Source organism: Streptomyces sp. NPDC029674 (assembly GCF_044903205.1).
Taxonomy (GTDB): domain Bacteria; phylum Actinomycetota; class Actinomycetes; order Streptomycetales; family Streptomycetaceae; genus Streptomyces.
On record NZ_JBJDPY010000016.1, the window covers coordinates 77,261 to 102,001 of the forward strand.

Genomic DNA, 24,741 nt, shown 5'->3' on the forward strand with positions numbered 1-24,741 from the left:
CGCATGCCGGCCGCACGCCTCGCGATCACGGGCGGGGAGCTAAAGCGCACATGGTGAGCGAAGAGAAACTGGTCGACTACCTCAAGCGTGTCTCCGCGGACCTGCACGCCACCCGGCAGCGGCTGCGCGAGGCGGAGGAGCGCGGCCAGGAACCCGTGGCGGTCGTGGAGGTCGCCTGCCGGTACCCCGGCGGTATCCGCACCCCCGAAGACCTGTGGGAGCTGGTCTCCGCGGGCGGCAACGCCCTGGGCGCCTTCCCCGACAACCGCGGCTGGGACCTGGACCGGCTCTTCCACCCCGACCCCGACCACCCGGGCACGACCTACGCCCGCGAGGGCGGATTCCTCTACGACGCCGACCTCTTCGACCCGGAGTTCTTCGGCATCAGCCCCCGCGAAGCCGCCGTCCTCGACCCGCAGCAGCGACTGCTCCTGGAGTGCGCCTGGGAGGCACTGGAGCGCGCGGGCATCGACCCGCGGTCCCTCCAGGGCAGCCGTACCGGCGTGTACGCGGGCGCCGCCCTGCCAGGGTTCGGCACCCCGCACATCGACCCCGCCGCCGAGGGCCACCTCGTCACCGGCAGCGCGCCCAGCGTCCTCTCGGGCCGGCTCGCCTACACCTTCGGCCTCGAAGGGCCCGCGGTGACGATCGACACCGCCTGCTCGTCGTCGCTCGTCGCCGTGCACCTGGCGGCTCACGCGCTGCGGCAGCGCGAGTGCGACCTGGCGCTCGCGGGCGGCGTCACCGTCATGACGACCCCGTACGTCTTCACCGAGTTCTCCCGGCAGCGCGGGCTCGCCGCCGACGGCCGGTGCAAGCCCTTCGCGGCTGCCGCGGACGGTACGGCGTTCTCCGAGGGTGCCGGACTCCTCGTACTGGAACGCCTCTCCGACGCCCGCCGCGCCGGCCACCGGGTACTCGCCGTCATCCGCGGCTCGGCCGTCAACCAGGACGGCGCCAGCAACGGCCTCACCGCCCCCAACGGCCCCGCCCAGCAGCGCGTGATCCGCGCCGCCCTCGCCGGGGCACGGCTCTCGCCGGCCGAGGTGGACGCGGTCGAGGCGCACGGCACCGGCACGAGGCTCGGCGACCCCATCGAGGCCGACGCGCTCCTCGCCACCTACGGCCAGGAACGTCACGAGAACCGGCCGCTGTGGCTCGGCTCGGTCAAGTCCAACATCGGCCACACGCAGGGCGCGGCCGGTGCGGCGGGACTCATCAAGATGGTCCAGGCGCTGCGCCACCAGACGCTGCCCGCCACGCTGTACGCCGACGAGCCCACCCCGCACGCCGACTGGGAGTCCGGCGCGGTGCGCCTGCTCAGCACCCCCGTCGCCTGGCCGCGCGGCGAGCGCACCCGCAGAGCGGGCATCTCCTCCTTCGGCATCTCCGGCACCAACGCCCACCTCATTCTGGAAGAGGCACCCGCTGCCGACGCGGAGGAAGCGGCCGGCGACGGGCCGGCGCCGCGCCCCGTCGCGCAGCTCGGCGCGCCCGACCCCCGCGAAGCCCGCCGGCAACGACCGTCGCGGCCGCTCCCGTGGCTGCTCTCCGCCCGCAGCCCGGCCGCGTTGCGCGCCCAGGCGGACGCGTTGGCGAGCCATGTCGCGTCCCGCGCGGGGGACTGCGCCGCACCTGCGGACGGCGCTGCCGCCGCGCAGGGGGGCAGCTCCGCCACCCACGCATCCGCCGCCTCCGCCGCCTCCGCCGCCTCCGCCGCTGACATCGGCGGGACCCTCCTGCGCCGTACCCTCTTCGAGCACCGCGCGGTGGTGCTCGGGGACGGGCACGACGAGTGCGTCGCGGCGCTGGCCGCTCTCGCGTCGGGGCGTACGCATCCTGCCCTCACCCGGGGTGCGGGTCCCGTGAGGACGGGGGGCACCGCCTTCCTGTTCACCGGACAAGGCAGCCAACGCCCCGGCATGGGGCAGCAGTTGTACGACGCCTCTGCCGCCTCTGACTCCTCTGGCGCCTTGGGTGTCTTCGCCGAGTCCTTGGACGAGGTCTGCGCTCAGCTGGACCCTCTGCTCGAACAGCCCCTGAAGTCCGTCCTGTTCGCCCCCGCCGACACCGCTCAGGCAGCCGCCCTGCACGGGACCGGTATGACGCAGGCCGCCCTGTTCGCCCTGGAAGTGGCTCTGTACCGGCAGGTCGCCTCACTCGGGATCACTCCCAGCCACCTGACCGGGCACTCCGTCGGCGAGATCGCGGCCGCGCACGTCGCGGGGGTGCTCTCCCTGCCGGACGCCTGCACGCTCGTCGCCGCTCGCGGTCGCCTCATGCAGGCCTTGCCCGCGGGCGGCGCGATGCTCGCCGTCCAGGCGGCCGAGGAGGACGTACTGCCGCTCCTCGCCGGGCAGGAGGAACGCCTCTCGCTCGCCGCCGTCAACGGCCCCACCGCCGTAGTCGTCTCCGGCGAGGCCACCGCCGTCGGGGACATCGAAAAAGCCCTGCGCGGGCGCGGCCTCAAGACGAAGCGGCTCAACGTCAGCCACGCCTTCCACTCACCGCTCATCGAGCCGATGCTCGACGACTTCCGCGCCGTGGCCCGCGGGCTCGCCTTCCACGCGCCGACGCTCCCCGTCGTCTCCAACGTCACCGGCCGCCTCGCCGAAGCGGAGCTGATGGCCGACCCCGAGTACTGGGTACGGCACGTGCGCCAACCGGTGCGGTTCCACGACGGGCTGCGCACGCTCGGCAGCCAGGGTGTCGTGCGCTACCTGGAGCTGGGTCCCGACCCCGTCCTCACCACCATGGTCCGGGACGGCCTCCTCCCGGCCCCGGCGGAGGGAGACGAGGCCGAGCCGGTCGTCGCGGCAGTGCTGCGGGCCGGCCACGACGAGGGGCGCACGCTGCTGAACGCCGTCGCCGCGCTCCACACCGACGGGCAGACGGCCGACTTCACCCCCCTCTTCCCCGCCGATACCGCCCAACTGCCGCTCCCCACCTACCGGTTCCAGCGCCGCCGCTACTGGCGCGTCACCCCCGACGCCGCCGCGCCCGCCCGCGCCGCCGGCCTCCAGGGGACCGGCCACCCGCTGTTGTCCGCCGTCATCCGGCAGGCCGACGGCGGCATCCTGCTCGCGGGCCGCCTGTCCCTGCGTACGCACCCGTGGCTCGCCGACCACGCCATCGCGGGCGGCGTACCGCTCCCCGCCACGGCCTTCGTCGAACTGGCCCTGCTCGCCGGGCGGCACGCCGACTGCGACGTGATCGACGACCTGACGCTGGAGACGCCGCTACTGCTCGACGACACGGGTATGGGCGTGGGCCTCGGCGTCGGTGTCGGTGTCGGCGGCGGCGGCGATGCAGTGGAAGTGCAGGTCGCCCTCGGTGCCCCCGACGAATCCGGCCGCCGCGCTCTCACCGTCCACTCCCGCCCCACCGGCGACGCGCGTGACGCGGATGACGGCGGTGACTCGGGCGGTACGGGCGACAGCAGCGGCTCCCCCGGCTGGCAGCGGCACGCCACCGGCATCCTCAGCACGGGCCCGGCCGCCGAACCGCCCGCCCCCGACGCCGCTCCCTGGCCGCCCGCCGACGCCACCGCCCTGGACGTCGACGCGCTGTACGCCCGCCTCGACGCCCAGGGCTACAGCTACGGGCCCGCCTTCCGTGCCGTCCACGCCGCCTGGCGGCACGGCGACGATCTGTACGCCGACGTCCGCCTCGCCGACGAACAGTGCGCCGACGCCGAGGCATTCGCCCTCCACCCGGCTCTGCTGGACGCCACCCTGCACGCCGTCGACGAGCTGTATCGCGGCAGTGGGGGAGAGGGCGAGGGCCTGGGCCGGGGCGATGATGACCGTGACGGTGGCACGTCCGCCCCGGTACGGCTGCCGTTCTCCTTCACCGACATACGCCAGCACGCCACCGGAGCGACCCGCCTGCGGGCCCGCCTCAGCCCGCAGGGCGACGATCGGCTGCGGCTGGCACTGGCCGACACCGAGGGTGCCCCCGTCGCCACGGTCGACGCCCTCCAGCTGCGGCTCATCCCCGCCGACCGCTGGCGCGCGGCCCGACCCGCCACCACGACCCCCCTGCACCACGTGGAGTGGCAGCAACTTCCGCTGTCCGCCCCGGACACGGCTCCGGCCGCCCACTCCTGGGCCGTACTCGGAGCCCACGGCATGGGCCTCGCCCCTGCCGCGCACCACCCCGACCTGGCGGCCCTGGAAACCGCCGTCGCGCACGGCGAACCCGTACCGGACACCGTCTTCGCGCGCTTCCCCGCGCAGGGACCCACGGAAGACGAAGACGCCGACGTCCCTGCGCAGGTACGAGCCCATGCCCAGCGCGCCCTGGAACTGCTGCGCGCTTGGTTCGCCGCGGATGGCCTCACCGCCGCCCGCCTGGTCATCCTGACCACCGGCGCGGTCACCGCCGGCCCTGACGACGAACCCGCCGACCTGGCCACCGCACCCGTCTGGGGCCTGGTCCGCGCCGCCCAAGCCGAACAGCCCGACCGCGTCCTGCTGGTGGACCTCGACGAGGACGCCGCGTCACGGCACGCCCTGCCCGCCGCCCTGGCCGCGGCGGCCACCCACGCCGAGACACAACTCGCCCTGCGCGCGGGCACCACCCTCGTGCCGCGCCTCGCCGTCACCCCGCCCGGGGACGGCAACGCCACACTCCGCCTCGCCCCCGAAGGCAGGGAAGCCACGGTCGGTACGGCTGGCACGGTCGGTACGGCGGGCAGGGCCGGCATGGCCGACACATCCGGCACGGCGGACACCGTCGATACGGCGGACGTGGCCGACACGGAGGACGCCCGCGCCACAGTGGACGTTCGCGCCACACTCGACGCCGGCTCCACAGCAGGCGCCCTCGACGCAGTCGATGCCTCCGCCACAATGGACGCCCTGGCGACATTGGGCGCCCCCGCCACACTGGGCACCCAAGTGGACGCCCAGGTGGACGCCCAGGTGGACACCCAAGGCACCGTCCTGATCACCGGCGGTACCGGAGGCCTCGGTCAGGCCGTCGCACGCCACCTGGCGACCGCGCACGGCGTCCGCCACCTGCTGCTCGCCAGCCGCCGTGGCGCCGACGCCGAGGGCGTCGCCGAGCTGTGCGAAGACCTCGCGGGCGAGGGCGTCGACGTACGCGTCGCTGCCTGCGACATCACCGACCCCGACGCGCTGGCCGCCCTCCTGGCGGACATCCCCGCCGCACACCCGCTCACCGCGGTCGTGCACACCGCAGGCGTCATCGACGACAGCCTCATCACGGCGATGACCTCCGAACGGCTCGACGCCGTCCTCGCGCCCAAGGTCGACGCCGCCTGGCACCTGCACGAACTCACCCGCGACAAGGACCTGTCGGCCTTCGTCCTCTTCTCCTCCGGCGCCTCCGTCCTCGGCAACGGCGGCCAGTCCAACTACGCCGCCGCCAACACGTTCCTCAACACCCTCGCCGAACACCGCCGCGCGACCGGCCTCGCCGCCACCTCCGTGGCGTGGGGCCTGTGGGAGTCCGCGTCCGGTGGCATGGCCGCCCGGCTCGGCGACACCGACCGCGCCCGCATCCACCGCACCGGAGTGACCGGCCTCACCGACGACCAGGCCCTCGCCCTCTTCGACGCGGCCCTGACCGCCCCGCACCCCACGGTCCTCGCCACCCGCTTCGACCGCGCCGTCCTGCGCGACCAGGCCGCCGCCCGCACCCTGCAACCCGCGCTGCGCGGCCTGGTGCGCACCCCCCGGCCCGCGGCGGCCACCGCGGCCACCACCGAAGAGACCGCGCCCTCCTCGTGGAGCGCCCGGCTCGCCCGGATGTCCGCCGCCGACCGGGACCGGGCCCTGAGCGAACTCATTCGCGAACAGATCGCGACCGTCCTGGCCCACCCCGCACCCGACTCCATCGAACTGGGCCGCGCCTTCCAGGAGTTGGGCTTCGACTCGCTCACCGCCCTGGAACTGCGCAACCGCCTCTCCTCGGCCACCGGCATCAGGCTGCCCGCCACCCTGATCTTCGACCACCCGAGCCCCACCGCCCTCGTACGCCATCTCCGCGGCCACCTCCCGTCCGGCGCCGAACACACGTCCCCGACCGCCCCCGCCACCCCGGCGGGACCGGGCACCGCCACCGCCATCGACGACGACCCCATCGCCATCGTCGGCATGGCGTGCCGCTACCCGGGCGGCGTGACCTCCCCCGAGCAGCTGTGGCAGCTCGTCGCCACCGGCACCGACGCCATCGGACCGTTCCCCGAGGACCGCGGCTGGGACACGGCGGGCCTGTTCGATCCCGACCCCGACCAGGTCGGCCACAGCTACACCCGGGAAGGCGGCTTCCTCTACGACGCCGCCCGGTTCGACGCGGGCTTCTTCGGCATCAGCCCGCGCGAGGCCGCCGCCACCGACCCGCAGCAGCGGCTGCTCCTCGAAACCGCCTGGCAGGCCTTCGAGCACGCCGGCATCGACCCGGCCACCCTGCGCGGCACCCCGGTGGGCGTCATCACCGGGATCATGTACGACGACTACGGCTCCCGCTTCCTCGCCCGCAAACCGGACGGCTTCGAGGGCCGCATCATGACCGGCAGCACGCCGAGCGTGGCCTCCGGCAGGGTCGCGTACACCTTCGGCCTGGAGGGTCCCGCCATCACGGTGGACACCGCGTGCTCCTCCTCGCTGGTCGCGATGCACCTGGCGTCCCAGGCGCTGCGCCAGGGCGAGTGCGAGCTGGCCCTGGCCGGGGGCGTGACCGTGATGGCCACCCCCAACACGTTCGTGGAGTTCTCCCGCCAGCGCGGCCTGGCCCCCGACGGCCGCTGCAAGCCGTTCGCCGCCACCGCGGACGGCACCGGCTGGGGCGAGGGCGCCGGACTCGTCGTCCTGGAGCGTCTCTCCGACGCGCGCCGCAAGGGACACAGGGTCCTTGCCCTGCTGCGCGGCTCGGCCGTGAACCAGGACGGCGCGAGCAACGGCATGACCGCCCCGAACGGCCCCTCCCAAGAACGCGTCATCCGCGCCGCCCTGACCGGCGCCGGCCACAGCCCCCAGGACATCGACGTGGTGGAGGCGCACGGCACGGGCACCACGCTGGGCGACCCCATCGAGGCGCAGGCCCTGCTGGCCACGTACGGACAGGGCCGGCCGGAGGACCGCCCGCTGTGGCTCGGCTCCGTGAAGTCGAACATCGGCCACACACAGGCCGCCGCGGGCGTCGCGGGCGTCATCAAAATGGTGATGGCCCTGCGCCACGAACAACTCCCCACGACCCTGCACGCCGACGAACCGACCCCGCACGTGGAGTGGGACGGCGGTGGCGTACGCCTCCTGACCGAACCGGTCCCGTGGTCGCGCGGCGAACGCACCCGGCGCGCCGGAGTGTCGTCCTTCGGTATCTCGGGGACGAACGCGCACCTGATCCTGGAGGAGGCGCCGTCGGAGGAGAAGCCCGATCCTGTGGTTGCGGAGCCGGGTGGGGTGGTGCCGTGGGTGGTTTCCGGGCGGACGCCGGACGCGTTGCGTGAACAGGCCCGGCGCCTTGGCGAGTTCGTGGCGGGCGACACGGAGACGCTGCCGGCCGAGGTCGGCTGGTCCCTGGCCACGACGCGTTCGGTGTTCGAGCACCGGGCCGTGGTCGTGGGCCGGGACCAGGACGACCTGATGGCCGGTGCGCAGGCGCTGGCCGAGGGGGAGGCCCCCTCGGACGTCATATCTGGCGCGGCGACTTCCATGGGTGCGGGGCCGGTGTTGGTGTTCCCGGGGCAGGGGTCGCAGTGGGTGGGCATGGGTGCCCAGCTGCTGGATGAGTCGCCGGTGTTCGCGGAACGGATTGCTGAGTGTGAGCAGGCACTGTCGGCGTACGTGGACTGGTCGCTGACGGAGGTTCTGCGCGGGGACGGCAGCGAGCTGTCCCGGGTTGAGGTCGTGCAGCCCGTGCTGTGGGCCGTGATGGTGTCGCTCGCTGCCGTGTGGGCCGATTACGGGATCACCCCTGCCGCTGTGGTCGGGCATTCGCAGGGTGAGATGGCTGCCGCGTGTGTCGCGGGGGCCCTGTCCCTTGAGGATGCGGCGCGGATCGTAGCGGTACGCAGTGACGCGCTCCGGCAGTTGCAAGGGCACGGTGACATGGCCTCTCTGGGCACCGGTCCGGAGCAGGCCGCCGAGCTGATTGGCGACCGGCCGGGAGTGGTTGTCGCAGCCGTCAACGGGCCGTCGTCCACGGTGATTTCGGGTCCGCCGGAGCATGTCGCCGCCGTGGTGGCGGATGCGGAGGCGCGTGGTCTGCGCGCCCGGGTCATCGACGTGGGTTACGCCTCCCACGGCCCCCAGATCGACCAACTCCACGACCTCCTCACCGACCGCCTCACCGGCATCCAGCCCGTCACCACCGACGTGGCGTTCTATTCGACGGTCACCGCCGAGCGACTAGCCGACACCACCGCCCTCGACACCGACTACTGGGTCACGAACCTCCGCCAGCCCGTCCGCTTCGCCGACACCATCGAAGCGCTGCTGGCCGACGGCTACCGCCTGTTCATCGAGGCCAGCGCCCACCCCGTGCTGAGCCTCGGCATGGAAGAGACCATCGAGCAGGCCGACGTCTCCGCCACCGTCGTCCCCACTCTCCGCCGCGACCACGGCGACGCCGTCCAGCTCACCCGCGCCGCAGCCCACGCCTTCTGCGCCGGTGCCGAGGTCGACTGGCGGCGCTGGTTCCCGGCCGACCCCACCCCTCGTACCGTCGACCTGCCCACCTACGCCTTCCAGCACCAGCACTACTGGCTGGAGGAGCCCACCGGGCTCACCGGGGATGCCGCCGACCTCGGCATGGTGTCCGCCGGGCATCCGTTGCTCGGTGCCTGCGTTGAACTGGCGGAGAGCGACTCGTACTTGCTCACCGGACGGCTCTCGCGCAAGGCCCCTTCCTGGCTGGCCGAGCACGTCGTGGCCGGGACGGTCCTCGTGCCGGGTGCGGCGATGGTCGAGTGGGTGCTGCGGGCGGCCGATGAGGCGGGTTGCGCGAACCTGGACGACTTGACGTTGCAGGCGCCGCTGGTGCTGCCCGAGGCCGGTGGGATGCAGGTCCAGGTGGCCGTGGGCGCGGCCGACGAGGAGAGCGGCCGTCGCGACGTACGCGTGTACTCGCGTCCGGATCAGGCGGGCGGTGGGGCTTCCGAGTGGCTGTGCCATGCCGTTGGTGTGGTCAGTCCTGAAACTCCCGCGAACGAAGCTGATTTGGGCGGGCAGTGGCCTCCGGCCGGTGCCGAGACCGTCGACGTGGAGGACTTCTACGCGCAGGCCGCGGAGGCCGGCTACGCGTACGGGCCGGCGTTCCAGGGGCTGCGCGCGCTGTGGCGGCACGGGACGGAGCTGCTGGCCGAGGTGGTCCTGCCCGAGCAGGCGGGCGCCCATGACGGTTTCGGTATCCACCCGGCGCTGCTGGATGCCGCCCTGCATCCGCTGATGCTGCTCGACCGGCCCGCGGACGGGCAGATGTGGCTGCCGTTCGCGTGGAGCGGGGTGTCGCTGAGCGCGGACGGGGCGACCCATGTCCGTGTCCGGCTGTCTCCGCGGGGCGAGTCGGCCGAGCGCGACCTCGGACTCGTGATCGCGGACGGTACCGGCGCGCCCGTCCTGACGGTCGACGCCCTGACCTTGCGCGCGGCCGATCCCGGTCAGCTGGCGGCGGCAGCCGCCCGTGACGGTGTAGACGGTCTCTACACGGTGGAGTGGAGCCCCCTCCCCGTGCCGGACACCGACGCCATGGAAGGCGGCGAGTGGGTCGTCCTCGCGGATGGCGCCGGACCGGCCGACGTGGCGTCCGCGGTGGCCGGCGAGGCGCCGTGGGCGGTGTTGGCGCCCATCGAGGCCTCTGCGGGTGACGGGTTGTCGGTCGCTGAGCGTGTGCTGTCGTTGGTGCAGGAGTTCCTTTCCGTACCGGAGTTGGCCGAGTCCCGTCTCCTCGTGGTGACGCGTGGGGCGGTGGCCACGGACGGCGATGACGATGACGCCGTGGACCCGGCCGCGGCCGCCGCCTGGGGTCTCGTCCGCAGTGCCCAGTCGGAGCACCCGGGCCGCTTCGTCCTGCTCGACGTCGACACGGACCTCCACCCGGACGGCGGGGAACTGCCGCAGGCCGCCCTGCGCCACGCCGTCGAGAAGCTTGAGGAAAACCAACTCATCTACCACGCCCGCAAGTTGCGCGTGCCTCGTCTGGTGCCCGCAGGTGCCCCCGAAGAGCTCGTCCCCCCGGTCGGTACGTCCGTCTGGCGCCTCGGCACCTCGGGCACGGCCACTCTGGAGAACCTGTCGGTGATCGGCGCGCCCGAGGCGCTCGCGCCGTTGGAGCCGGGGCAGGTGCGGGTCTCCGTGCGGGCGGCGGGCATGAACTTCCGGGACGTGCTGATCGCGTTGGGCATGTATCCGGACAAGGGCACGTTCGCGGGGAGCGAGGGCGCCGGACATGTGACGGAGGTCGGGCCCGGCGTCACTCATCTGTCGGTCGGTGACCGTGTGATGGGGCTGTTCGAGGGTGCTTTCGCCCCGCTGGCGGTCGCGGACGCCCGGATGGTCGTCCCGGTGCCGGAGGGTTGGAGCCTCCAGGAGGCCGCGGCGGTGCCCGTGGTGTTCCTGACGGCCTGGTACGGCCTGGTGGACCTGGGCCGCCTCCGGGCGGGCGAGTCGCTGCTCATCCACGCCGGAACCGGCGGGGTGGGCATGGCCGCCACCCAGATCGCCCGGCATCTGGGCGCCGAGGTGTACGCCACCGCGAGCCCCGCGAAGCACGGGGTGCTCGACGGCATGGGCATCGACGCGGCCCACCGCGCCTCCTCCCGCGACCTCGACTTCGAGGAAACCCTGCGGGAGGCGACGGGCGGGCGCGGCATGGACGTCGTACTCAACAGTCTGGCGGGGGAGTTCACCGACGCCTCGCTGCGTCTGCTCGCCGAGGGCGGGCGCATGGTGGACATGGGCAAGACCGACAAGCGCGACCCCGGCCAGGTCGCGGCCGACCATGCGGGCGCGTGGTACCGGGCCTTCGACCTCGTACCGCACGCGGGACCCGACCGGATCGGGGAAATGCTGGCGGATATGGGAGAGTTGTTCGCTTCCGGTGTCCTGGCTCCGCTGCCCGTCAAGGTGTGGCCGCTGGGCCGGGCGCGTGAGGCGTTCCGGTTCATGAGCCAGGCGAAGCACACCGGCAAGCTGGTCCTTGAGATCCCGTCCGCCCTCGACCCGGACGGGACGGTGCTCATCACCGGCGGAACCGGGGTCCTCGCCGCCGCGGTGGCCGAACACCTGGTCAGGGAGTGGGGGGTACGACACCTGCTGCTGGCCGGGCGACGCGGCTCCGAGGCCCCCGGATGCGATGAACTGGCGCACACGCTGAGCGAGTTGGGTGCTGAAGTCACCTTCGCCGCTGCCGACGTCAGTGATCCGGACGCCGTGGCGGAGCTCGTCGGCAAGACGGATCCGGCGCACCCGTTGACCGGGGTGATCCACGCGGCCGGCGTGCTGGACGACGCCGTGGTCACCGCGCAGACCCCGGAAAGCCTCGCGCGGGTGTGGGCGGCGAAGGCGACGGCCGCACGGCTGCTGCACGAGGCGACACGGGAGATGCGCCTCGGCCTCTTCGTGGTGTTCTCCTCGGCGGCGGCGACGCTCGGCAGTCCGGGGCAGGCCAACTACGCGGCGGCCAACGCCTATTGCGACGCCCTCGTCAGGCGCCGGCGCGCCGAAGGCCTTGCGGGCCTCTCGATCGGCTGGGGCCTGTGGCAGACGGCGAGCGGCATGACCGGGCACCTCGGCGAGACGGACCTGGCACGCATGAAGCGCACCGGGTTCACCCCGCTGACCACCGAAGGCGGCCTCGCCCTGCTCGACGCCGCCCGCGCCCACGGCAGCCCGTACGTGGTCGCGGTCGACCTCGACGCGCGCACTGTCGCCGCGCAGCCGCCCGCCTCCCGGCCCGCCCTCCTGCGCGCCCTCGCCGCCGGTACGTCCCCGGGTGCCCGCGCCAACCGGCGCACCGCGGCCGCGGGCACCACCGCCCCTGCGGACGGTCTCGCCGACCGGCTCGCCGGACTTCCGCACGCCGAACGACGCCGCCTGCTGCTCGACCTCGTCCGCGGCAACGTCGCCGGCGTCCTCGGACACAGCGACCACGACGCCGTCCGCCCGGACACGTCGTTCAAGGAGCTCGGCTTCGACTCCCTGACCGCCGTGGAACTGCGCAACCGGCTGGCGGCCGCCACCGGCCTGAAGCTGCCCGCGGCACTCGTCTTCGACTACCCCGAGTCCGCCACGCTCGTCGAGCACCTCCTGGAGCGCCTGTCGCCGGACGGCGCGCCGCCGCCCCTCAAGGACGCCGCGGACCCCGTCCTCAACGAACTCGGCAGGATCGAGTCCTCCCTGGACGCCCTCGCCCTCGACGACGACGCGCGCGGCCGGGTCACCAGGCGCCTCAACACCCTGCTGTCGAAGCTGAACGGAGCCGCCGCAGGGCCCCCGGCGGAGGTGGCGGACCTGGACGCGCTGGACGACGTGTCCGACGACGAGATGTTCGCGTTCATCGACCGAGAGCTGTGACCCCCCGTCCTCAACCCCCTGTCTCCCCCCCCTCGTCCCCGTGCCTGCGTGCCCTTCGCTGATGGAGAAGTGACGTTCGATGCCGAGTGCTGAAGAGTCGAGTACTGATGTGTCCGGTACGGGTGTGTCCGGTACGGGAGAGTCCGCTGCGGGTCCCACGAGTACCGAAGCCAAGCTCCGTCAGTACCTGAAGCGGGTCACGGTGGACCTCGGCCAGGCCCGCCGGCGTCTGCGCGAGGTGGAGGAGCGTTCCCAGGAGCCGGTCGCCATCGTCTCCATGGCGTGCCGCTTCCCGGGCGACACGCGTACGCCCGAGGCCCTGTGGGACCTGGTCGCCGAGGGCGGCGACGCCATCGACGACTTCCCCACCAACCGCGGCTGGGACCTGGAGGGCCTCTACCACCCGGACCCCGAGCACCCCGGCACCAGCTACGTGCGCCGCGGCGGATTCCTGCACGACGCCCCCGCCTTCGACGCGTCGTTCTTCGGCATCAGCCCGCGTGAGGCCCTGGCCATGGACCCGCAGCAGCGGGTGCTGATGGAGACGGCCTGGCAGCTGCTGGAGCGGGCCGGCATCGACCCGGCGTCGCTGAAGCTGACCCCCACCGGCGTCTACATCGGCGCGGGCGTGCTCGGATTCGGCGGCGCGCAGCCCGACAGGGCGGTGGAAGGGCACCTCCTGACCGGCAGCGCGCTGAGCGTCCTGTCCGGCCGTATCTCCTTCACGCTCGGCCTGGAGGGGCCGTCGGTCAGTGTCGACACGGCGTGCTCCTCCTCGCTGGTCTCCATGCACCTGGCGGCCCAGGCGCTGCGGCAGGGCGAGTGCGACCTCGCCCTGGCCGGTGGTGTCACCATCATGTCGACGCCCGGCGCGTTCACGGAGTTCTCCCGCCAGGGCGCGCTCTCCCCCGACGGCCGCTCCAAGGCGTTCGCCGCCTCGGCCGACGGCACGGGCTTCTCCGAAGGCGCGGGACTGCTCCTCCTGGAGCGGCTTTCCGACGCGCGCCGCAACGGCCACAAGGTACTCGCGGTGATCCGCGGCTCCGCCGTCAACCAGGACGGCGCGAGCAACGGTCTCACCGCCCCCAACGGCCCCTCCCAGGAACGCGTCATCCGCGCCGCCCTCGCCAACGCGGGCCTGGGCGCAGCCGAGGTCGACGCGGTCGAGGCGCACGGCACCGGCACGAAGCTCGGCGACCCCATCGAGGCCGGGGCCCTGCTCGCCACCTACGGCCGCGACCGGGACGAGGACCGGCCGCTGTGGCTCGGCTCGGTCAAGTCAAACATCGGGCACCCGCAGGGCGCCGCGGGTGTCGCGGGCGTCATCAAGATGGTGATGGCGCTCCAGCGCGAACTGCTCCCCGCCACCCTGTACGTCGACGAACCCACCCCGCACGTCGACTGGTCCTCGGGCTCCGTCCGGCTCCTCACCGAGCCGGTCCCGTGGACCCGCGGCGAACGTCCGCGCCGCGCGGGCGTGTCGGCCTTCGGCATGTCCGGCACGAACGCCCACGTGATCCTGGAAGAAGCACCCGCAGAGGAGACGCCCGCACAGGAGGCGCCCACAGGGAAGGCGCCCGAGCCGGCCGCCGGCACGGTCGTCCCGTGGATCGTCTCCGCCCGGGGCGAGGACGCGCTCCGGGCCCAGGCCGCACAGCTGGCCGACCACGTGAGCGACGACGACCGGCAGCCGGCATCGCCCGTGGAGGTGGGATGGTCGCTGGCCACGACACGGTCGGCGTTCGAGAACCGGGCCGTCGTCGTCGGGAACGACCACGCCGCGCTCGTCGACGGACTGCGGTCACTGGCGGCGGGCGAGGCGTCCCCGGACGTGGTGTCCGGAGCGGTCGGCGCCACCGGACCCGGCCCCGTCATGGTCTTCCCCGGGCAGGGCGGCCAGTGGGTCGGCATGGGCGCCCGGCTCCTCGAGGAGTCCCCGGTGTTCGCGGCCCGGATCGCCGAGTGCGAGCAGGCCCTGTCGGCGTACGTCGACTGGTCCCTGACCGACGTGCTGCGCGGGGACGGGGCCGACCTGGCCCGGATCGACGTCGTCCAGCCCGTGCTGTGGGCCGTCATGGTCGCGCTCGCCGCCGTCTGGGCGGACCAGGGCATCGAACCCGCCGCTGTCGTCGGCCACTCGCAGGGCGAGATAGCCGCGGCGTGCGTCGTCGGCGCCATCACCCTGGACGAGGGGGCGCGCATCGTCTCCGTACGCAGCGTCCTGCTGCGCCAGCTGTCAGGGCGCGGCGGCATGGCATCCCTGGGCATGGGCCAGGAGCAGGCCGCCGGCCTGATCGACGGGCATCCGGGCGTGGTCGTCGCGGCCGTCAACGGGCCGTCGTCCACGGTCATTTCCGGTCCGCCCGAGGGCATCGCCGCGGTCGTCGCCGAGGCTCAGGAGCGCGGGCTGCGGGCCAGGGCCGTCGCCTCCGACGTCGCGGGCCACGGACCGCAGCTGGACGCGATCCTGGACCAGCTCACGGAGGGCCTGGCCGGCATCCGGCCCGCCGCCACCGAGGTCGCGTTCTACTCCACCGTCACCGCCGGGCACCTCACCGACACCACCGGCCTCGACACCGCGTACTGGGTTCGGAACGTGCGCAGGACGGTGCGTTTCGCCGACACGGTCGACGAGCTGCTCGCGGACGGATACCGGCTGTTCATCGAGGTCAGCCCCCACCCCGTCCTCAACCTGGCGCTGGAGGGCCTCATCGAACGGGCGGCGGTGCCCGCCGCGGTGGTGCCGACCCTGCGCCGCGACCACGGCGACACCGCCCAGCTGGTCCGCGCCGCGGCCCAGGCGTTCGCGGCCGGTGCCGAGGTCGACTGGCGGCGCTGGTTCCCGGCCGACCCCACCCCCCGTACCGTCGACCTGCCCACCTACGCCTTCCAGCGCCAGGACTTCTGGCTGGCCCCCGCGGCCGGGCGCTCCGGCGACCCCGCCGGGCTCGGCCTCGCCGCGTCGGGGCACCCGCTCCTGGGCGCCTCCGTCGGCCTCGCGAGCGGGGACGTACACCTGTTGAGCGGCCGGGTGTCCCGGCAGTCCGCCGGCTGGCTGGACGATCACGTCGTCGCGTGCCAGGCGCTCGTGCCGGGCGCGGCACAGGTCGAGTGGGTGCTGCGGGCCGCCGACGAGGCGGGTTGCTCCGCCCTCGAAGAACTGACCTTGCAGACACCGCTCGTCCTGCCCGCCACCGGCGGCCTCCAGATCCAGGTCGTGGTGGAGGCGGCCGACGCGCACGGCCGACGCGACGTCCAGCTGTTCTCCCGCCCCGATGACGACGACGCCTTCGCGTCGACGCGGCCCTGGACCTGCCACGCCACGGGGGTGCTCGCCCCCGACCCGGCGGACGACGCCGCTGCAGGTGACGCCGCTGCAAATGACGCCACCGCGGGTATGGACGGCGCATGGCCCCCGGCCGACGCCGAACCGGTGCCCGTCGAGGACCTCTACGCGCAGGCCGACCGCACCGGATACGGCTACGGCCCCGCCTTCCGGGGCGTACGGGCGCTCTGGCGCCACGGCCGGGACGTCCTGGCCGAGGTGACGCTGCCCGAGGAGGCCGGCGACCCCGACGGCTTCGGCATCCACCCCGCCCTCCTCGACGCGGTCCTGCAGCCCGCCGCACTGCTGCTCCCGCCCCCCGAAGCCGCACAGGTCTGGCTGCCGTTCGCCTGGAACGACGTGGCACTGCACGCCGTACGCGCCACCACGGTCCGGGTGCGCCTCACGCTGCTCGGCGAGCGGGTCGACCAGGGGCTGCGGATCACCGTGGCCGATGCCGTGGGCGCGCCCGTGCTCACCGTCCGCGACCTGCGCCCGCGCCCGACCGACACCGGCCGCCTCGCCGCGGCCGCGACCCGCGACCGCCAGGGGCTGTTCGACCTGGCGTGGACCGCCCCGGAGAGCGCCACCAACGGCTCCCATGGGGCCGAACCCGACGGATGGGTGACGCTTGGTGAGGACGCCGCGAGCCTCACGGACCTGCTCGCGTCCGTCGAGGCGGGCGCTCCGGTGCCGCGCCTGGTGGCCGCGCCCCTCGAACCCGCCCGGGACGACGACGGCCTGGCGCTCGCCACGCACGTCCTCGGCCTCGCACAGACGTGGCTCGCCTCGCCCCTGCACGACTCGCGTCTGGTGCTGGTGACGCGGGGTGCGGTGACGTTCGGCACCGATGTGCCCGGAGACGGCGATGGGGCCGCCGGGGGCGACGTCGACGTCGCGGTGGCGGCCGTATGGGGCCTGGTCCGCAGCGCCCAGTCGGAGAACCCCGACCGCTTCACGCTGATCGACCTCGGCCCCGACGACACGCTCGCCGCGGCCATGGCGGCGGCGGAGCGGCTGGACGAGCCCCAACTGGCCGTGCACGGCGGGGAGATACGAGTCCCCCGGCTCGTCCGCGCCGCGGACGCGACGACGCCGCCGGCGAGTCGGCACACGGCGCCCGGACCGGAAGGCCTTCACCCGAACGGCACGGTCCTCATCACCGGCGGCACCGGCGTACTCGGCCGTCTTGTGGCCGAACACCTGGTCAGGGAGTGGGGCGTACGGCACCTGCTGCTGGCGAGCCGACGCGGCGACCAGGCGCCCGGAAGCGACGAACTCCGCGCACACCTGCGCGAGTTGGGCGCCACGGTCGAGATCGCCGCGGCAGATGTCGGCGACGCGGAAGCGGTCGCCGCGCTGATCGCCTCGGTCGACCCGGCGCACCCGCTGACCGGTGTGATCCACGCGGCCGGTGTCCTGGACGACGCCGTGATCACCGCGCAGACCCCCGAGAGCCTCGCAAGGGTATGGGCGACTAAGGCGACGGCGGCACGCCACCTCCACGAGGCGACACGCGAGACACCCCTCGACTTCTTCGTGGTGTTCTCCTCGGCGGCGGCCTCACTCGGCAGCCCCGGTCAGGCCAACTACGCTGCTGCCAACGCCTATTGCGACGCGCTCGTCCAGCACCGCCGTGCCGAAGGACTCGCGGGCCTCTCCATCGCCTGGGGCCTGTGGCAGGCGACCAGCGGCATGACGGGGCAGCTGAGCGAGACCGACCTGGCACGCATGAAGCGCACCGGGTTCGCCGCGCTGACCGACGAGGGCGGCCTGGCCCTCCTCGACGCCGCACGCGCCCACGACCAGCCGTATGTGGTCGCCGCCGACCTCGACCCGCGCGCCGTGACCGACGGCCTCTCCCCGCTCCTGCGCGCCCTCACCGCCCCGACCTCGCGGCGGCGCGTGGCCTCCGAGGGCCTCGCCGACGGAGCGCTCGCGGCCCGCCTCACCGGCCTCGACGCGGATGGCCGGCTGCGGCTCCTCACCGATGTCGTACGCGAGTACGTCGCCGCCGTCCTCGGCCACGGATCGGCGGCCCGGGTCAGCGTCGACCTCGCCTTCAAGGACCTGGGCTTCGACTCGCTGACAGCGGTGGAGCTCCGCAACAGGCTGTCGGCCGCCTGCGACGTACGGCTGCCCGCCACGCTGATCTTCGACCACCCCACGCCCAAGGCCCTCGCCACGCACCTGGTGGACCGCTTGGCGGGCACGTCGACGACCGCGTCCGCGTCCGCGTCCGCCACGCCGGGTCAGCGGCCGGCAACGCCTGCCCACACCAGCACCAGCACCGGCACCGGCACCGACGACCCGGTGGCGATCGTCGCCATGACCTGCCGGTTCCCGGGCGGCGTCGCGTCCCCCGACGACCTGTGGGACCTGCTCGACGCCCGCAAGGACGCGATGGGCGCGTTCCCCACCGACCGCGGCTGGGACCTGGAACGCCTCTTCCACCCCGACCCGGACCACGCGGGCACCAGCTACACCGACCAGGGCGGGTTCCTTCCCGACGCGGGTGATTTCGACGCGGCGTTCTTCGGGATCAACCGGCGTGAGGCGCTGGCGATGGATCCGCAGCAGCGGTTGCTGCTGGAGGCGTCGTGGGAGGTGTTCGAGCGTGCGGGGATCGACCCGACGACGCTCAAGGGCAGCCCGACCGGCACGTACGTCGGCCTCATGTACCACGACTACGCCAAGTCGTTCCCCACGGCCGACGCCCAACTGGAGGGCTACTCCTACCTGGCGAGCACCGGCAGCATGGTCTCCGGCCGCGTCGCCTACACCCTCGGCCTGGAGGGCCCGGCGGTGACGGTCGACACGGCATGCTCCTCCTCACTGGTCTCCATCCACCTTGCGGCACAGGCGCTGCGCCACGGCGAGTGCGACCTTGCCCTCGCGGGCGGCGTGACCGTCATGGCCGACCCGGACATGTTCGCGGGCTTCTCGCGTCAGCGCGGCCTGTCCCCCGACGGCCGCTGCAAGCCGTACGCCGCCGCGGCGGACGGAGTCGGATTCTCCGAGGGCGTCGGCGTACTCCTCCTGGAGCGACTGTCGGACGCACGCCGCCACGGGCACCGGGTCCTCGCGGTCGTACGGGGTTCGGCGGTGAATCAGGACGGTGCGAGCAATGGTCTGACGGCGCCGAATGGTCCGTCGCAGGAGCGGGTGATCCGTCAGGCGCTGGCCAGTGGTCGGCTTTCGGCGGCGGATGTGGATGTGGTGGAGGGTCACGGTACGGGGACCACGCTGGGCGATCCGATCGAGGCGCAGGCGCTGCTGGCGACGTATGGGCAGGGCCGGCCGGAGGATCGTCCGTTGTGGCTCGGCTCGGTGAAGTCGAACATCGGTCATACGCAGGCTGCTGCGGGTGTTGCGGGTGTCATCAAGATGGTGATGGCGATGCGGCATGGTGTGGTGCCGGCGAGTTTGCATGTGGATGAGCCGTCGCCGCATGTGGACTGGGAGTCGGGTGCGGTTCGGCTGGTGGGGGAGGCGGTGCCGTGGCCGGAGGTGGCGGACCGTCCGCGTCGGGCGGGTGTCTCGTCGTTCGGTGCTTCGGGTACGAATGCGCACCTGATTGTTGAGTACGTTCCCGAGCCGACGACGGGGGAGTCGGCGCCCGTCAGTGGTAGTGCTGGTGAGGCTGAGGGTGGCTCGCTGGTGCCGTGGGTGGTCTCGGCCCGCACTCCGCAGGCCTTGCGCGACCAGGCTCGTCGCCTCCGTGACTTCGCCGGTGACGCGTCCCGCGCGCCGCTCGCCGAGGTGGGCTGGTCGCTGCTGAAGACACGTGCGCTGCACGAGCATCGAGCGGTTGTGGTGGGTGCGGAGCGGCCCGAGTTGGTGGCAGGGCTGGACGCGCTGGCAGCTGGGGAACCGCATCCGGCGCTGATCGGCCCGACCTCCCCGCAGGTTCGCGCGGGCGGGGATGACGTGGTCTGGCTGTTCAGTGGCCAGGGGAGTCAGCTGGTGGGGATGGGCTCTGGGTTGTATGAGCGGTTCCCGGTGTTCGCGGCTGCGTTTGATGAGGTGTGCGGTCTGTTGGAGGGGCCGCTGGGTGTGGCGCCGGGTGAGCTTCGGGAGACCGTGTTCCACGGTCCCAAGGAGCGGTTGGATCACACGATGTGGGCGCAGGCGGGGCTGTTTGCGCTGCAGGTGGGTCTGGCTCGGTTGTGGGAGTCGGTCGGGGTGCGTCCGGATGTGGTGGTCGGGCATTCGATCGGGGAGATCGCTGCCGCGCATGTCGCGGGAGTTTTCGATCTGGCGGATGCGTGTCGGGTGGTGGGTGCGCGGGCTCGGTTGATGGGTGCGTTGCCCGAGGGCGGGGCGATGTGTGCGGTGCAGGCCACGCCCGAGGAGTTGGGCGAGGACCTGGACGGCTCGGATGGTGTGAGTGTGGCGGCGGTCAACACTCCTGATTCCACGGTCATTTCGGGCCCGGCGGATGAGGTGGACCGGGTTGCGGGGCTGTGGCGGGAGCGGGGACGCAAGACGAAGGCGCTGAGCGTCAGTCATGCGTTCCACTCGGCGTTGATGGAGCCGATGCTGGCGGAGTTCACCGAAGCGATACGTGAGGTGGAGTTCCGGGAGCCTTCGATTCCGCTGATGAGTAATGTCTCGGGTCAGGAGGCGGGGGAGGAGATCACGCACCCTGAGTACTGGGCACGGCACGTGCGCCAAACCGTGCTCTTCCAGCCCGCCATCGCCGAAGTGGCGTCCAGCGCCGGAGCGTTCGTCGAGCTCGGCCCGGCCCCCGTACTGACCACCGCCGCCCAGCACACCCTGGACGCGTCGGACAGCCTCGAATCCGTGCTGGTGGCGTCCCTCGCCGGGGAGCGTCCGGAGGAGGAGGCATTTGTTCAGGCCGTGGCTCGTCTGCATACGGCTGGTGTCGCTGTGGACTGGTCGGTGTTGTTCTCGGCTGATCCTGTGCCGGGGGTGGTGGATCTGCCGACGTATGCGTTTCAGCGGGAGCGGTTCTGGCTGTCGGGCCGTGCTGGTGGTGGGGATGCGGCGGGGCTGGGGTTGGTGGCCGCGGGGCATCCGTTGTTGGGTGCGGCGGTGGAGTTCGCCGATCGGGGTGGATGTCTGCTGACCGGGCGTCTGTCGCGTTCGGGAGTCTCGTGGCTTGCGGATCATGCGGTGGCGGGGTCGGTGTTGGTGCCGGGTGCGGCGCTGGTGGAGTGGGCGTTGCGGGCCGGTGATGAAGTGGGCTGCGCGGTGGTGGATGAGTTGATGTTGCAGGCGCCTGTGGTGGTGCCTGAGGCGTCCGGTCTGCGGGTGCAGGTCGTGGTTGATGAGGCGGGTGAGGACGGGCGCCGTGGCGTTCAGATCTACAGCCGTCCTGACACGGGCACCGACGCCGTGGGTGGCGACGACTCTTGGGTCTGCCATGCGGCGGGTGTGCTGTCCGCCGGAACGGACGGCGACGTAGTGGAGCTGGGTGGTGCTTGGCCGCCTGCCGGTGCCGAGCCCGTGGATGTCGCGGACTTTTACGCGCGGGCCTCGGAGGCCGGGTACGGGTACGGTCCGGCGTTCCAGGGCCTGCGGGCCGTGTGGCGGCACGGTCAGGACCTGCTGGCCGAGGTCGCCCTGCCCGAAGCCGCCGGTACCAGCGACGGTTACGGCATCCACCCCGCCCTCCTCGACGCCACCCTCCATCCGCTCCTCGCCGCCCGCTTCAAGGACGGTTCCGAGGACGGGTCCGGGGATGATCAGCTCTACGTGCCGTTCGGGTGGGCCGGGGTGTCTCTGCGTGCAGTGGGAGCCACGACGGTCCGCGTTCGCCTCAGTCCGGCCGGGGAGAGCACTGAGCAGGGGCTGAGTGTGACGGTCACCGACGCGACCGGCGGTCCTGTTCTGAGCGTCGACTCGCTCCAGACACGCCCTGTGAAGCCGGAGCAGCTCGCTGCCGCCCAACAGCGCGACGTACGCGGTCTGTTCGCCGTGGAGTGGACGCCGCTTCCTGCCGCGCGCGTGGGCGAGTCCGGTGGCGGCGGCCGCTGGGTCACGCTCTCGGATGGCACCGGGCTGGCTGATGTGGTGGGGGAGGAGGGTGACGAGGTGCCGTGGGCGGTGCTCGCGCCGGTCGAGAGTCTTGCCGGTGACGGTCTGCCGGTCGTGGCGCGGGTGCTCTCGCTCGTACAGGAGTTCCTGGCGGCGCCGGGGCTGGCCGAGTCCCGTCTTCTCGTGGTGACGCGCGGTGCGGTGGCCACTGACGGTGACGGCGATGTGGACGCGTCCGCCGCCGCCGTATGGGGGCTGGTCCGCAGCGCCCAGTCCGAGAACCCGGGGCGCTTCGCCCTGCTCGACGCCGACGGTGACCTGCAAGCGGGCGCTGCCGCCCAGCTTCCCGAGGGCGAACTCCGCCAGGCCGTCGAGGATCACGACGAACCCCAACTCGCCCTGCGCGAGGGGCATCTCTACGTTCCTCGGCTGACCCAGGCGCGCCGTTCCGCCGAACTCGTCGCACCGCCCGGTGCGCCGGCGTGGCGTCTGCGGATGGTGAACGACGGCTCGCTCGACGACCTGGCGGCAGTTGCCTGTCCGGAGGTCCTGGAGCCCCTGGCGCCGGGGCAGGTGCGTATCTCGGTGCACGCTGCCGGCATCAACTTCCGCGACGTACTGGTCGCGCTGGGGATGGTCCCCGCGTACGGCGCGATGGGTGGTGAAGGCGCAGGTGTCGTGACGGAGGTCGGCGCAGACGTCACCCATGTCTCGGTGGGCGACCACGTGATGGGCGTGTTCGAGGGCGCCTTCGGCCCTGTGGTAATCGCCGAGGCGCGGATGGTCACGCCGGTTCCACAGGGCTGGGACATGCGGGAGGCGGCCGGCGTCCCGGCGGCGTTCCTGACGGCTTGGTACGGGTTGGTGGAGCTGGCGGGTCTGAAGTCGGGCGAGCGCGTCTTGGTTCATGCTGCTACGGGTGGTGTGGGGATGGCTGCGGTGCAGATCGCCCGGCATCTGGGTGCGGAGGTGTTCGCCACTGCCAGTCCGGCCAAGCATGCCGTGCTGGAGGAGATGGGCATCGACGCCGCGCACCGGGCCTCTTCCCGGGACCTCGCCTTCGAGGACGCCTTCCGTGACGTCACGGACGGGCGCGGCATGGACGTCGTACTCAACAGTCTCGCCGGTGAGTTCGTCGATGCCTCCCTGCGGTTGCTGAAGGAGGGCGGCCGGTTCCTGGAGATGGGCAAGACGGATGTGCGGGCCTCCGAGGAGGTGGTCGCGGAGTACTCAGGCGTCACCTACACGGCCTACGAATTGGTCGGCGATGCCGGGCCCGACCGCATCGGCCGGATGCTGGACCAGCTCGTCGAGTTGTTCACCTCAGACCGGCTTAAGCCGTTGCCGGTACGTTCCTGGCCGCTGGACAAGGCGCAGGAGGCGTTCCGGTTCATGAGTCAGGCGAAACACACCGGCAAGCTGGTGCTGGAGGTCCCGCCCTCCCTCAACCCCGACGGCACCGTCCTCATCACCGGAGGCACGGGGGTGCTGGGTCAGGTCGTGGCCGAGCATCTGGTGCGCGAGTGGGGCGTACGGCATCTGCTGCTGGCCAGCCGTCGCGGCCCGGACGCGCCGGGCGCTCAAGAACTGGCCGACTCGCTTGGGCAGTTGGGCGCCGACGTGACCATTGCGGCGGCCGACGTCAGCGACCCGGCGTCGGTGGCGGAGCTGGTCGGAAAGACGGATCCCGCCCACCCGTTGACGGGTGTCGTGCATGCGGCGGGCGTACTGGAGGACGCGGTCGTGACCGCGCAGACCCCGGAGGGGCTGGCACGGGTGTGGGCGGCCAAGGCCGCCGCCGCGGCCAACCTGCACGAGGCGACGCGGGAAGCACGCCTCGGCATGTTCGTGGTGTTCTCCTCGGCCGCCGCCACGCTCGGCAGCCCGGGGCAGGCCAACTACGCCGCCGCCAACGCCTACTGTGACGCGCTGATGCAGCAGCGCCGGGCCCAGGGCGAGGCTGGACTGGCCGTGGGCTGGGGCCTGTGGGAGTCCCCGGACACCAAGTCCAGCGCCAACACCGAAGGCACGACCGCCGGCATGACCGGCGGCCTGAGCAACACCGACATAGCCCGAATGGCACGCATCGGCGTCAAGGGCATGACCAACGAACACGCCCTCGCCCTGCTCGACGCCGCACACCGCCACGGCCGCCCCCACCTGGTGGGATTCAACCTCGACCTGCGCACCCTGGCCACGCACCCCGTGGACACCCGGCCCGCCCTGCTGCGCGGCCTGGCCGCACCCGCCGCGGGAGGCGCGAGCAGGCCGACCGCGACGGCGGGCGGGCAGCCCGCCGACCTGGCCGGCGGGCTGGCCGCCCTGCCGCCGTCCGACCGGCACCACACGCTCGTGCGGCTCATCAAGGAACAGGCCGCCACCGTGCTCGGGCAGCACACCGACAGCCTCACCACGGGCAGCACATTCAAGGAACTCGGATTTGACTCACTCACCGCGGTCGAACTGCGCAACAGGCTGTCCGCCGCCACCGGCCTCCGGCTGCCCGCGGGCCTCGTCTTCGACCACCCGGACGCGGACGTCCTGGCCGAACACCTCGGCGCGCAACTCGCTCCCGACGGCGACACACCCGCCGGCCAGGAAGCCACCGACCCGATCCTCCGCGACCTGGCGAAGCTCGAGAACGCCCTGTCCTCCACCCTCGTCGAGCACCTCGACACCGACGCGGTCACGGCCCGACTCGAAGCACTCCTGTCGAAGTGGAAGTCGGCCGGCGCGTCGCCCGGCACGGGCAGCACGAAGGAGCAGCTGCACATCGCCACGACCGACCAGGTCCTCGACTTCATCGACAAAGAACTGGGTGTGTGAACCGACCGTGCACGGCGCGACAACCACGCTGAAGGCTGGGTGAAC

2 protein-coding genes are annotated in these 24,741 nt (G+C 72.9%); both read left to right on the top strand.

Going from position 1 to position 24,741, the window contains the following annotated elements:
* The first annotated feature begins 50 nt into the window (after positions 1–50).
* A complete protein-coding gene (locus ACI2L3_RS31605; protein ID WP_404755822.1) occupies positions 51–12,542 on the top strand; it encodes an SDR family NAD(P)-dependent oxidoreductase in 12,492 nt (4,163 codons plus the stop codon).
* Positions 12,543–12,666: 124 nt separating this feature from the next.
* Positions 12,667–24,696: an SDR family NAD(P)-dependent oxidoreductase gene (locus ACI2L3_RS31610; RefSeq protein ID WP_404755823.1), complete on the top strand. Its 12,030-nt coding sequence runs from the start codon at positions 12,667–12,669 to the stop codon at positions 24,694–24,696.
* Positions 24,697–24,741: the final 45 nt, after the last annotated feature.